This is a genomic window from Azospirillum sp. UENF 312511 (genome assembly GCF_058780635.1).
Genome location: NZ_JBSNCG010000003.1, coordinates 2,655,699 through 2,668,544 on the forward strand (window position 1 = coordinate 2,655,699; position 12,846 = coordinate 2,668,544).

12 protein-coding genes are annotated in these 12,846 nt (G+C 68.6%); 10 read left to right on the forward strand and 2 right to left on the reverse strand.

Going from position 1 to position 12,846, the window contains the following annotated elements:
- The first annotated feature begins 80 nt into the window (after positions 1-80).
- The 6 genes from ACWPN7_RS24020 to ACWPN7_RS24045 all read left to right on the forward strand — a co-directional run bounded on the left by ACWPN7_RS24020 (position 81) and on the right by ACWPN7_RS24045 (position 4,156).
- A complete protein-coding gene (locus ACWPN7_RS24020; protein WP_103038926.1) occupies positions 81-842 on the forward strand; it encodes an SDR family NAD(P)-dependent oxidoreductase in 762 nt (253 codons plus the stop codon).
- A gap of 32 nt (positions 843-874) precedes the next feature.
- On the forward strand, positions 875-2,071 hold the full coding sequence (locus ACWPN7_RS24025) for an acyl-CoA dehydrogenase family protein (protein ID WP_459196508.1): 1,197 nt from the start codon (positions 875-877) through the stop codon (positions 2,069-2,071).
- A 4-nt stretch (positions 2,072-2,075) separates the two neighbouring features.
- Positions 2,076-3,179: a phosphotransferase family protein gene (locus tag ACWPN7_RS24030; protein ID WP_459196509.1), complete on the forward strand. Its 1,104-nt coding sequence runs from the start codon at positions 2,076-2,078 to the stop codon at positions 3,177-3,179.
- On the forward strand, positions 3,179-3,568 hold the full coding sequence (locus ACWPN7_RS24035; protein ID WP_137103117.1) for a DUF6285 domain-containing protein: 390 nt from the start codon (positions 3,179-3,181) through the stop codon (positions 3,566-3,568). Before ACWPN7_RS24030 ends, ACWPN7_RS24035 begins: the two co-directional genes overlap by 1 nt.
- An 88-nt stretch (positions 3,569-3,656) precedes the next feature.
- Positions 3,657-3,863, forward strand: coding sequence for an addiction module protein (locus ACWPN7_RS24040; protein ID WP_038527370.1), 207 nt, complete (start codon positions 3,657-3,659; stop codon positions 3,861-3,863).
- Complete coding sequence (locus ACWPN7_RS24045) at positions 3,860-4,156, forward strand: hypothetical protein (protein ID WP_103038931.1); 297 nt, start codon at positions 3,860-3,862, stop codon at positions 4,154-4,156. Before ACWPN7_RS24040 ends, ACWPN7_RS24045 begins: the two co-directional genes overlap by 4 nt.
- Before the next feature lie 15 nt (positions 4,157-4,171).
- Here the strand turns inward: ACWPN7_RS24045 and ACWPN7_RS24050 are convergent, their stop codons facing one another.
- Both ACWPN7_RS24050 and cysQ read right to left on the reverse strand, forming a co-directional pair.
- The gene (locus tag ACWPN7_RS24050; protein ID WP_149648606.1) at positions 4,172-4,969 is read right to left on the reverse strand and encodes a ferritin-like domain-containing protein; all 798 of its coding nucleotides are present in this window, start codon (positions 4,967-4,969) and stop codon (positions 4,172-4,174) included.
- The gene (gene cysQ, locus ACWPN7_RS24055) at positions 4,963-5,736 is read right to left on the reverse strand and encodes a 3'(2'),5'-bisphosphate nucleotidase CysQ (protein ID WP_014240596.1); all 774 of its coding nucleotides are present in this window, start codon (positions 5,734-5,736) and stop codon (positions 4,963-4,965) included. The genes ACWPN7_RS24050 and cysQ overlap by 7 nt, the downstream gene beginning before the upstream one ends.
- Positions 5,737-5,829: 93 nt before the next feature.
- Between cysQ and ACWPN7_RS24060 the strand changes: the two genes are divergently transcribed.
- The 4 genes from ACWPN7_RS24060 to glgB all read left to right on the forward strand — a co-directional run bounded on the left by ACWPN7_RS24060 (position 5,830) and on the right by glgB (position 12,819).
- Positions 5,830-6,354, forward strand: a complete 525-nt coding sequence (locus ACWPN7_RS24060) for a GNAT family N-acetyltransferase (RefSeq protein WP_492273465.1) — start codon at positions 5,830-5,832, stop codon at positions 6,352-6,354.
- A 156-nt stretch (positions 6,355-6,510) separates the two neighbouring features.
- A complete protein-coding gene (locus ACWPN7_RS24065; protein WP_459196510.1) occupies positions 6,511-6,945 on the forward strand; it encodes a bacteriohemerythrin in 435 nt (144 codons plus the stop codon).
- Positions 6,946-7,124: 179 nt separating this feature from the next.
- The gene (treS, locus tag ACWPN7_RS24070; RefSeq protein WP_349620008.1) at positions 7,125-10,448 is read left to right on the forward strand and encodes a maltose alpha-D-glucosyltransferase; all 3,324 of its coding nucleotides are present in this window, start codon (positions 7,125-7,127) and stop codon (positions 10,446-10,448) included.
- A 106-nt stretch (positions 10,449-10,554) separates the two neighbouring features.
- Entirely contained in the window at positions 10,555-12,819 is a 2,265-nt protein-coding gene (glgB, locus tag ACWPN7_RS24075; protein WP_459196511.1) for a 1,4-alpha-glucan branching protein GlgB, read from the forward strand.
- Positions 12,820-12,846: the final 27 nt, after the last annotated feature.

Below are 12,846 nucleotides of genomic sequence, written 5' to 3' on the forward strand. Positions count from 1 at the left end.
TCCCTCCCTCGCCGAAGGCGGGGGAGGGTTAGGGAGGGGGCCCGACGCATGAACCCCATCTTTATAAACTCAGGACCCCCATGACCCTCTCCCTCACCAACCGCACCGCCCTGGTCACCGGGGCCTCCGCCGGTCTGGGCCGTCACTTCGCCGGTGTGCTCGCCGCGGCGGGCGCCCGCGTCGCTCTGGCCGCGCGGCGGCGCGAGAGCCTGGACGCCGCCGTCGCCGAGATCGAAGCGGCGGGCGGGCAGGCCATCGCCGTGCCGCTGGACGTCACCGACGCCGCCTCCGTCCGCACCGGTGTCCGCGAGGCGGCGGGTGCGCTCGGCGGGCTGGACATCCTCGTCAACAACGCCGGGGCCACCGTCGCCAAGCCCGCGCTGGATTACGCGGAGGAGGAGTGGGACCGCGTCATCGACACCAACCTGAAGGGCGCCTTCCTCACCGCGCAGGAGACGGCGCGCGTGATGAGGGAGCAGGGGCGGGGCGGGTCGATCGTCAACATCGCCTCCATCCTCGGGCTGCGGGTGGCCGGCCATGTGGTGGCCTACACCGCGTCGAAGGCCGGGCTGGTGCAGATGACCCAGGCGCTGGCCCTGGAATGGGCGCGTTACGGCATCCGCGTCAACGCGCTGGCCCCCGGCTACATGGAAACCGACCTGAACCGCGACTTTCTGGCGACCGACGCCGGGCAGGCGCTGATCCGGCGGGTGCCGCAGCGGCGGCTGGGGCGGCTGGCGGACCTCGACGGGCCGCTGCTGCTGCTCTGCTCCGACGCGTCGGCCTACATGACCGGGGCGGTCGTGCCGGTGGACGGCGGGCACTTGGTCAGCACCTTGTAATCAAGAAAAAACCACGGAGAGGACCCGAACCGATGGATTTCAGCCTGCCCCCGCCGATCGAGGAGTTCCGCCGCCGCGTGCGCGCCTTCGTGGAGGAGCGGATCCTGCCGCTGGAAGCGGACCCGGCCTCCTACGACGCGCACGAGAACATCGCGCCCGCCCTGCTGGAGCGCCTGCGCGGGGAGGTGAAGGCCGCCGGGCTGTGGGCGCCGCAGATGCCGACGGATCGCGGCGGGCAGGGGCTGGGCATCGTCGGCATGGCCGCCGCCTACGAGGAGATGAACCGCTCCATCTTCGGGCCAGTCTGCTTCAACTGCGCCGCCCCCGACGACGGCAACATGCAGCTTCTCAACAAGGTGGCGACCGAGGCGCAGAAGGAGCGCTGGCTCCAGCCCATCGTCAACGGGACGGTGCGCTCCGCCTTCGTGATGACCGAGCCGCATCCTGGCGGCGGCTCCGACCCGTCGATGATGAAGACCAAAGCGGAGCGCAAGGGCGACCGCTGGTTGATCTCCGGCCACAAATGGTTCATCACCGGGGCGGGCGAGGCGCAGCATTTCATCCTGATCGCCCGCACCTCCGACGACGCGCGCAAGGGGCTAACCGCCTTCCTGTTCGACAAGGACCAGCCCGGATGGGAGATCGTCCGCCGCATCCCGATCATGGGGCCGGAGGAGCATGGCGGCCATTGCGAGCTGCGCTTCGACGCGCTGGAGGTCTCCGACGAGAACGTCCTGATGAACATCGGCGACGGGCTCAAGGCGACGCAGATCCGGCTTGGCCCGGCGCGGCTGACCCATTGCATGCGCTGGACCGGTCTGTCGAAGCGGGCCATGGAGATCGCCGCCGCCTATGTGCGCGAGCGCGAGAGCTTCGGCACCACGCTCGCCGGGCACGAGGGCGTGCAGTGGATGATGGGCGACGTCGCCATGCAGATCGAGATCGGGCGGCTGCTGGTCATGAAGGCGGCGTGGCAGCTCGACCGCGGCGATTTCGCCCGCAAGGAGGTGTCGATGGCCAAGGTCCATGTCGCCGACACGCTGCACAAGGCGGTGGACACGGCCATCCAGCTCTGCGGGGCCAGGGGCTATTCGAAGGACACGGCGCTGGAGTGGATGTACCGCTACGCCCGGCAGGCCCGGCTGGTGGACGGGGCGTCGGAGGTCCACAAGATGGTCCTGGCGCGATTCTACATGGACGAGGGCGACGGCTTCTGGGCCTGGGGGTGATGGGATGGGCGCACTGATCGACGGGGAAAGCCGGCCGCGGCTGGAATCGTGGCTGGCCGGGGCGACCGGCGCGACGCGCGTGTCGGTGGCCGACGAAGGCATCCTGGGCGGGGGAGCCATCTCGCTCAACCTCGCGGTGACTCTGGACATCGATGGCGGGCCGCAGGCCGGGCGGCACGCCTGCGTTCTGCGCGCTCAACCGGGCGGAGGCGCGGCGGCGTCCGCCATGAAGGCCAGCATCTCCAAGGCGCAGGAGTTCGCCGTGCTGCGCGCCGCCTTCGGCGCCGGGGTGGCGGCGCCCGAACCCATCGCCGCTTGCGGCGACCCGGCGGTTCTCGGTGCCGATTTCTACATCATGCGCCGCGCCGAGGGCATCGGGGCCGGGCACAAGGTGGTGAAGGCCGACCAGCCGCAGCGCGGGCTCGCCCGCGAGCTTGGCCGGCAACTCGGCCGCCTGCACAAGGCCGGGCCGGACACGCCGGGGCTGGAGGATCTGCCGGTGCCGGCCGCGTCGCCGGCGCTCGACTGCGTCCACGCCTACCGCGACTGGCTGGGCGATCTGGCGCTGCGCGACGCCGTTCTGGCCTGGGGCCTGCGCTGGCTGGAAATCCACGCGCCGCCGCCGGGCGATCTGGTGCTGTGCCACCGCGACTACCGCACTGGGAACTATCTGGTGAAGGACGGCGGCCTGACCGCCATCCTGGATTGGGAGTTCGCGGGATTCAGCGACCCCATGGAGGATCTTGGCTGGTTCTGCGCCCGCTCCTGGCGGTTCGGGCGTAACGACCGCGAGGCAGGCGGGCTGGCCGGTCGGGAGGACTTCTACGCCGGTTACGAGGAGACGTCGGGCCGCCGGGTGGACCCGCAGGCGGTCGCCTATTGGGAAACCGCCGCCTACATGCGCTGGGCGGCCATCGCGGTTCTCCAGGGGCGCCGCCACACCTCCGGCGAGGAGCCGTCGCTGGAGCTGGCTTTGACCGGGCGGATGCTGCCGGAGATCGAGTTGGACTTGCTGCGCCACATCCATGGGCTGGGGCTGACGGCGTCCGCCCCGGTGGCGGTGGGTGCCGAACCGTCCGGCGATGCCGACGAAGAGAGGGTTGCCTGATGCGCACCAGCCCCGACGCCCAGGAATTGCTGAGCATCGTCGCGGAGACCTTCCGCACCGACCTGCTTCCCCACATCCCGCCGGCTCAGCGCTACACGGCGCTGATGATCGCCAACGCGCTCGGCATCGTGCAGCGCGAACTGGCCGGTGCGGACGAGGCCGGCCACGCCATGCTGGCGGCGCTGGCCCTGCTCTACGGCGAGGACGCCGACGACAGCCTGTCCGGCGCCGACCTGCGCCAGCGGGTGGAGGCCCTTCAGCACCGGCTGTGCATCGAGATCGCCGCGGGCGACTTCGACCATGACGGCCAGGACGTGCTGATGGAGTGCCTGGAGGAGATCGTCCAGGCCCGGTTGGGCATCGCCAATCCGAAGCTGTTGGGGGGGTAGGGGCGGAGCTGGGTTTTTTCCCTTCTCGACGCCCTCTGTTGCCATTACCATTTCACAGGCGGAATGCCCTGGATGAAAGCCCATCGTCATGCCCATCGATTTCAGCCACTTGTCCCCCCAGGAACGCCTGGACCTGATCGGAGAGCTTTGGGAATCGCTGGATGAAGGCGATGTGCCGGTCTCGGAGGGGGTGCGGGCCGAACTCGACCGCCGGAACGCTGACTTTCAGGAAGGCCGGGTCAAGGCCGTATCCTGGACTGAACTCCGCGGCGTCCTGCGTCCGGGGAGAGCGTGAGCCGTCCCGTTTACTTTCTTCCTGAAGCGGCGGAGGAGTTGGCCGAGGCGCAGGCATGGTACGATGCGCGCTCCGCAGGTTTGGGCGACCGCTTTTTCGATGCCATTGATGCGCTGTCGTGGCGGATCGGAGACGCCCCACACCGCTTTCCGCATGTGCATGGCAACATTCAACGGGCGTTGCTTGGGCGTTTTCCCTATGCCCTGTTCTTCCGTGACGAGGCCGACGGCGTGTATGTCATCGCTTGCATTCATACCAGCCGCCATCCGGAACGATGGCGCCGCCGGACCTGACGGCGCCATCGCTTGTTACTCCGCGATCGGCTCGTAGAATTCCGGGCCGAAGTCGGCGGCTTGGCGGCTGGTCACGTTGAACGGCTTCTTCAGGCCGCCGCGGAAATACCGCTTCACCAGATCCTGCCACGTCTCCACCGGGTCCACGCCGCGCTTGGCGCAGAGATGGCCGAACCAGCGGCGTCCGGCGGCGACGTGGGTGATCTCCTCGTCGTGGATGACCTGGAGCAGGGCGGCGCTCTCCGCGTCCCCGAACTCGCGCAGGCGGCGGACGGTTTCCGGAGTGACGTCGAGCCCGCGCGCCTCCAGAACCATGGGCACCACGGCCAGCCGGGCGGCGAGGTCGTGGGCGGTGGTGGTCGCCGCCTGCCACAGCCCGTCATGGGCCGGCAACTCGCCATAGCCGGAGCCGAGCTGGTTCAGCCGCTCCTCCAGCATCTGGAAATGCCGGGCCTCGTCGTCGGCGACCTGCACCCAATCGTCGGTGAAGCCCTTGGGCATCCCCTCGCCGACGAAGCGGCACACGATGTCCCAGGCGAGGTCGATGGCGTTCAGCTCGATGTGGGCCAGCGCGTGGAGCAGGGCGAGGCGGTTCTGCGCGCTGCCGCCGCGCCCGCGCTTGGGCATGTCGCGGGGCAGCATCAGCGGCGGACGCTCCGGACGGGCGGGGCGCTCCGGTGGGACCAGCGCGCCGAACTCAGCAATGAGGCCATCGCGCCACGCCGCGGCGTAATTCCGCGTCAGGCGCACCTTCTCCAGCGGCGCCGCGGTGGTCAGAACCGCGACGGCCGCGTCACACAGAGTCGTCACCATCCATACGCAACGAAATGGGGGTTCACGATGTCGGCCTTGCCATAGAGGAAGGGCGAGCCGTCGGGCTGCTCCACCCGCCCGCCAGCGGCGGCGAGGATGGCGTGGCCGGCGGCGGTGTCCCATTCGCTGGTCGGGCCGAAGCGGGGGTAGAGGTCGGCTTTGCCGGACGCCACCGTGCAGAATTTCAGCGAGCTGCCGCAGGTCACCCGGTTTTTCACCGTGTAGCCGGCGAGGAAGCCGTCGAGTTCGCTGCCGCTGCCGTGGGAGCGGCTGGCGACCACGGTCAGGCCGTCGGGCGGCGGCTTGCGTACCTGGATCGGGTAGTCGTGGCGGCCCTCCACCCAATGGACGGCGGTGCCGGCCCCGCAGGCGGCGTAGAGATCGCCGGTGGCCGGCGCGTAGACGACGCCCAGGACCGGACGCCCGCCGTCGATCAGGGCGATGTTGACGGTGAACTCGCCGTTGCGGCTGATGAATTCCTTGGTGCCGTCGAGCGGATCGACCAGCCAGAACCGCCCGCCGGAAATGTCCGGCCGGTGCCCGGCGGCCACGGCCTCCTCCGCGACAACCGGAATGCCGGGGGCGATGTGGTGCAGGGCCGGGGTGATGACGTGCTCGGCGGCCAGATCGGCTTGGGTCACCGGACTGCCGTCGACCTTTGTGGCGGCGTCGATGCCGTCGTTGTAGAAGCGCAGGATCACCTGACCCGCTTCGTGGGCGATGGTCCGCACCTTGGGCAGCAGGCTCGCCGCGGCGGTGTCGGTCATGGGTGGTCCTCCGGTCGGCTGGTGTGCGAACGGTCACCATAGCGCGCCCGGATGGTGGGCTGGAAGGCTGGAAAGGGCGGGGAGGACGGGAGAATGCGGATGAACGCGGGCTGGCGCGCCATGGGGCCGGCGGACTTGGACCGAGTGATGGCCATCGCCGAGGTCGTGCACCCCGATTATCCGGAAGACCGCGCCGTCTTCGCCGAGCGTCTGGCCCTCTACCCGGAGGGCTGCGCGATGGCGGAAGCCTCCGGGGCGGAGGCGGGCGGACCCTGCATCGGCTACATCGTCATGCATCCGGGCCGGCTGGGCGTTCCGCCGCCGCTCAATTCGCCGCTCGGCGCGCTGCCGGAGGTGCCGGACTGTCTCTACCTGCACGACGTCGCCCTGCTGCCCGCGGCGCGGGGGCTGGGGTTGGGCGTGGCGGCGCTGGAGCGCATGAACGCGCTGGCGGCGCGGCAGGGGTTTCGCTGGCTGGCCCTGACCTCCACCCCCGGCGCGCGGGCCTTCTGGGACGCGCAGGGATTCCGGCCCCATGACGGCGGGGCTGGGCTGGCGGTCAAGCTCGCCTCCTACGGCGGCGGCATGACCTACATGACGAAGCCGGTGAAAGGCTGATCCGACGCCTTTGTGATAATTTGCCGAAAATTGTAGCCATCGCGCCGGGCGGAGACTCGATTTGCGGCAAGTTGTCCGACCCCAGCGGGCGGTTTGGGGTGCTATCTTGCGGCGTCCCCCACACCTTCAGCACAGCCGTTCGCCGGCAGGCCCCCCATGCAGCCATCCGCCCGCTTCCCGTGGAAGTCCGAATACACGGTCGGAAACGAGTCCATCGACGAGCAGCACCGGACCCTTCTGGAACTGGCCGGGCTGTTGCACATGGCGGTCGCGGCGGGGCAGGGCTACAAGATCATCCAGAACGCCTTCGCCGCCCTGGTGAAGTACACGGAGGAGCATTTCTCCGACGAGGAACAGTTCTGGATCGACGCCAAGAGCGGCGCTGTCGAGAAGCACAAGCGGCTGCACCGGCAGATCACCGAAGAGCTGCTGGCCCTGCGGTTCGAAGGGCCGTACGGCGTCGTCTTCTGCACGCCCAACGAACTGACCAACTGGGTCGAGCACCGCCTGATCGCCCACTTTATCGAAGAGGATCAGGGCGTCTACCGCAGCCTGACCCCGGGCGCCAAGCGGAAGCGGGCCTCCGCCTGAGTTCGGCACCGCCTCCAATGGTGGTCCGCCATCGCAGGTTTCGCGTCCAACGTTGCCTTTGCCGTGGAACGGACCCAACTCTAACTGGTTTATGATGTGGCGCGGCTGCCGGATGGGCGCGGGATTCCCCGCCCGTGCGGCGGCCCCGCTCCACCAGACCAGCGGAGCGACGGGGCGGTATGAAGAACTCGGACAATGGCCGGATCGATCGGAACGACACGCTCTGGTACAAGGACGCGGTCATCTATCAGCTTCACGTCAAGGCGTTCTTCGACGCCGACAACGACGGCATCGGCGACATCGCCGGCCTGACGCAGAAGCTCGACTACATCCAGGAGCTTGGCGTCACCACGCTGTGGCTGCTGCCCTTCTACCCCTCGCCGCTGCGCGACGACGGCTACGACATCGCCGACTACAAGGCGGTCAACCCGTCCTACGGCAATCTCCAGGACTTCAAGCGGTTCCTGCGCGAATGCCACGACCGCGGCCTGCGCGTCATCACGGAACTCGTCATCAACCACACCTCCGACCAGCACCCGTGGTTCCAGCGCGCCCGTCAGGCCAAGCCGGGTTCCAACCACCGCAATTTCTACGTCTGGTCCGACACCGACCAGAAGTACCAGGGCACCCGCATCATCTTCTGCGACACGGAAAAGTCCAACTGGACCTGGGATTCCGAGGCGCAGGCCTATTTCTGGCACCGCTTCTATTCGCACCAGCCCGACCTGAACTTCGACAACCCGAAGGTTCTTCAGGAGGTGCTGAACGTCATGCGCTTCTGGCTGGACATGGGGGTGGACGGGCTGCGGCTCGACGCCGTGCCCTATCTGAAGGAGCGCGAGGGCACCAACAACGAGAACCTGCCGGAAACCCACGACGTCCTGAAGGCCATCCGCACGGAGATCGACAAGGGCTACGGCGACCGCATGCTGCTGGCCGAGGCGAACCAGTGGCCGGAGGACGTGCTGCCCTATTTCGGCGATCTGGAGAAGGGCGGGGACGAATGCCATATGGCCTTCCACTTCCCGCTGATGCCGCGCATCTACATGGCCGTTGCCATGGAGGACCGGCATCCCATCGCCGACATCATGCGCCAGACCCCGGACATCCCGGACGAGTGCCAGTGGGCCATCTTCCTGCGCAACCATGACGAGCTGACGCTGGAGATGGTCACCGACCGCGAGCGCGATTATCTCTGGGACTTCTACGCCGCCGACCGGCGCATGCGGATCAACCTGGGCATCCGGCGGCGCCTCGCCCCGCTGCTCCAGAACGACCGCCGCAAGATCGAGCTGTTGAAGAGCCTGCTGCTGTCCATGCCGGGCACGCCGGTGCTCTATTACGGCGACGAGATCGGCATGGGTGACAACATCTATCTCGGCGACCGCGACGGCGTGCGCACGCCGATGCAGTGGTCGCCCGACCGCAACGGCGGCTTCTCCCGCGCCGACCCGGCGCGGCTGTATCTGCCGGCGATCCAGGACCCGATCTACGGTTTCCAGGCCATCAACGTCGAGGCGCAGCAGCGCAGCCCGTCGTCTCTCCTGAACTGGATGAAGCGGCTGATCGCCGTGCGCCAGCAGCACAAGGCGTTCGGGCGCGGCCGTTTCCAACTCCTCTATCCGGGCAACCGCAAGGTCCTGGCCTATCTGCGCTGCCATTCGACGGAGGAGGGCGACGAGGTCATCCTCTGCGTGGCGAACCTGTCCCGCTCCGCCCAGGCGGTGGAACTGGACCTCAAGCAGTTCCGTGGTCGCGTGCCGGTGGAGATGCTGGGTCGCACGGTCTTCCCGCCGGTCGGCGATCTGCCCTACCTGCTGACCATTCCGGCCTATGGTTTCTACTGGTTCGCGCTGGCCGCCGAGGCGGCACTGCCCTCCTGGCACGAGACGATGCCGGAGCCGGTGCCCGACCTGCTGACCATTGTCGTGCGCGACGGCTGGCACAGCCTGATCAGCGGCCGCGCCGGCGAGGAACTGGCACGCGACATCCTGCAGGCCTACCTGCCGCAGCAGCGCTGGTTCGCCGCCAAGGACCGCCGGATCGAGAGCGCGCACATCCCGATGTTCGCGCGGCTCAACGGGCCGGGCGACGGCTTCATGATGGTGCGCGCCGACGTGTCCCTGGCCGGGGCCAAGCCGCAGTCCTACTTCCTGCCGCTCGCCATGAGCTGGGAGGAGAACGCCGGCAACACCGGCTGGCCGCTGCTGCCCTTCACGCTGGCCAAGGCCCGGCGCGGTCCGCGGACCGGCGCCATCTACGACGCCATGCAGGCCGACGCCTTCACCCGCAGCCTGCTGACCGCCCTGCGCGAGGGGCGGGAGGTTCCGGCGTCGAGCGGGCACCTGCGCTTCTCGCCCACGGCCTGCATGGCCGACCTGTCGGTGGACGACGACACCGAAATCCGCCGCCTCGGCGTGGAGCAGAGCAACAGCTCCATCCTCGTCGGCAGCCAGGCCGTGCTGAAGGCGTTCCGCCGCCTGACCCCCGGCGCCCATCCGGAACTGGAGGTCGGGCGCTTCCTGACCGAGGTGGCGGGCTTCCAGAACACGCCGCCGCTGCTCGGTTCCGTCGAGCATGTGGCGGAGGACGGCACGCCGACCGCGCTGTTCGTTCTCCAGGGCTATGTCCGCAACCAGGGCGACGGCTGGAGCAGCACCGTCGATTCGCTGGTGCGCGATCTTGACGACATCCGTCTCGGCCTGTCCCACGACCCGGAGGAGCCCACTGAGGGCGAACCCTTCGGCATGCACGCCGCCATGATGGCGACACTCGGCCAGCGCACGGCGGAACTCCATTGCGCGCTGGCGAAGCGGACCGGCGATCCGGCCTTCGATCCGGAGCCGGTCACCGCCGACGACCTGAAGGGCTGGGGCGAGGCCGCCCGCCGTCAGGCCGAGGCCGCCTTCGCCGCGCTGCCCGGCGCCCTGGACCGTCTGGCCCCCGCCGTGCGCGAGCAGGCGGAATCGCTGCTGGCCCGTCGCGCCGACGTGATGAACCGGCTGGCCGAACTCGCCGACACCCCGCCGCAGGGCGACAAGACGCGCATCCACGGCGACTATCACCTGGGGCAGGTGCTGCGCGCCCAGAACGACTGGTACATCATCGACTTCGAGGGCGAGCCGGCGAAGTCCCTGGAGGAGCGCCGGGCCAAGCACAGCCCGCTGCGGGACGTGGCGGGGATGCTGCGCTCCTTCAACTACGCCACCTGGGCGGCGCTGTTCCGGATCGACGAGACGGGCGTGCTGGAGGAGGCTGGTGCGGTAATGGAGGCGGCGCTTGATTGGGAACGGCGCAGCATGCAGAGCTTCCTGGAGGCCTACCGCGCCGCCATGGGGGCCTGCCCGGACGTGCCGGACGGAACCGCCGGTGACCGCCGTCTCCTCGCGCTCTTCCTGATGGAGAAGGCGTTGTACGAGATCGCCTACGAGGCCGCCAACCGGCCCAACTGGATCGGCATTCCGGTGAAGGGCGTGCTGGGGCTTCTGGACGGCGAGTCCTGAGGCAAAACCCGAAACGGGACATAGGACGCCGCGGGCGTGGTGTGACAAACGCCCCGGCGCTATGTTCACACCCCAAGAACGAGCAAGGGTAGGGGAAGGTCAGCTGATGCCGAACGACATCCGAACGGGAAACCGTGCCAAGGCGCAGGAAGCGTCGCCGAAGGCCGCGTCGCCGTTGAGCGGCGGCATCGAGGCCATCGTCCACGCCAACCACGGTGATCCCTTCGCGATCCTGGGCATGCACCAGACCGGCAAGGATCAGCCCGTCGAGGTCCGCGCCTTCATCCCCGGCGCGGAAAAGCTGTGGGTGATCGACAGCGCGTCGGGCGACCCGGTGGGCGAGGCGGACAAGGTCCATGGCGAGGGCTTCTTCGTCGCCGTCCTGACCGACTGCAAGGAGCCCTTCCGCTACCGCCTGCGCGTCCAGTTCCCCCTGGCGACGGTGGAGTTCGAGGACGCCTACCGCTTCTGGTCCGTCCTGGGCGAGTTGGACATCCATCTGTTGGCCGAGGGCACGCACCTCAAGAGCTTCGAGCGGCTGGGCGCCCACCCGCGGGAGATCGACGGCGTGGCCGGCGTGGCCTTCGCCGTCTGGGCGCCCAACGCCCGTCGGGTCAGCGTCGTCGGCGATTTCTGCGACTGGGACGGACGGCGCCTGCCCATGCGCAAGCGGACGGAGGCCGGCGTGTGGGAGATTTTCGTGCCCCACGCCACCGTCGGCCAGCGCTACAAGTTCGAGATCAAGGGGGCGGGCGGCGACCTGCTGCCGCTGAAGTCCGACCCCTACGCCTTCCAGGCCGAGTTCCGCCCCCAGACCGCCTCCGTCGTGCACGGCCTGCCGTCCTACGACTGGCAGGACGCTGAGTGGCAAAGAACCCGCTCCGCCAGCGCCGACCTGACCGCTCCGATCTCCATTTACGAGGTCCATCTCGGCTCCTGGGCGCGGGTGCCGGAAGAGGGCGACCGCTTCCTCACCTACCGCGAACTGGCCGACCGGCTGGTGCCCTACGTGAAGGATCTGGGCTTCACCCACATCGAGTTGCTGCCGATCACCGAGCATCCCTTCGACGGCTCCTGGGGCTACCAGCCGATCGGCATGTACGCGCCGACCAGCCGCCACGGCACGCCGGAGGACTTCAAGTATTTCGTGGACGCCTGCCACGCGGCGGGGATCGGGCTGCTGCTCGACTGGGTGCCCGGCCATTTCCCGACCGACCCGCACGGGCTGGGCTGGTTCGACGGCACGCACCTTTACGAGCACGCCGACCCGCGCCAGGGCTATCACCAGGACTGGAACACGCTGATCTACAATTTCGGCCGGACGGAGGTGCAGAACTTCCTGCTCGGCAACGCGCTGTTCTGGCTGGAGCATTACCGGCTGGACGGGCTGCGGGTCGATGCCGTGGCCTCCATGCTCTACCTCGACTACAGCCGCAAGGCCGGCGAGTGGGTTCCCAACCGCTTCGGCGGGCGCGAGAACCTGGAATCCATCGCCTTCCTCAAGCGGATGAACGAACTGACCTACGGCCACAACCAGGGCATCATGACGGTGGCCGAGGAATCCACGGCGTGGCCGGCGGTGTCGCGACCCGTCTATCTCGGGGGCTTGGGCTTCGGCTACAAGTGGAACATGGGCTGGATGCACGACACGCTGGAGTATATGGCGAAGGACCCCATCCACCGCCGTTACCACCACCACCAGCTCACCTTCGGCCTGATCTACCAGTTCTCGGAAAACTTCGTCCTGCCGCTCAGCCACGACGAGGTGGTGCACGGCAAGGGCTCGCTCATCAACAAGATGCCGGGCGACGACTGGCAGAAGTTCGCCAACCTGCGCGCCTATTACGGCTTCATGTTCGCCCATCCCGGCAAGAAGCTGCTGTTCATGGGCGGCGAGTTCGGCCAGTGGCGCGAGTGGAGCGAGGCGCGCAGCCTGGACTGGCACCTGCTGGAGGAGCCGCTGCACCATGGGCTTCACGCGCTGGTGCGCGACCTGAACGGCATGTACCGCGGCCTGAAGCCGCTGCACCAGACCGATTGCGACCCGGCGGGCTTCGAATGGATCGAGGCAAACGACAGCGACAACTCCGTCCTCGCCTTCCTGCGCAAGAGCGGGGAGGATCCGGAGCACCATGTGGTCGTGGTCTGCAACTTCACCCCGATGCCGCGTGACGGCTACCGCGTTGGCGTCACCCTGCCGGGCCGCTACGAGGAGGTGCTGAACACCGACGCCCCGGAGTATGGCGGCAGCGGCGTCGGCAACGCCGGCGGCGTGGAGAGCGAGGAGACGGAGTGGCATGGCCGTCCGCACTCCATCACCCTGACCCTGCCGCCGCTGGGCACGCTGGTGCTGGAGCGGAAGGCGGGGTAGGGGGCACGCTTCGACCAATGGGAGAAG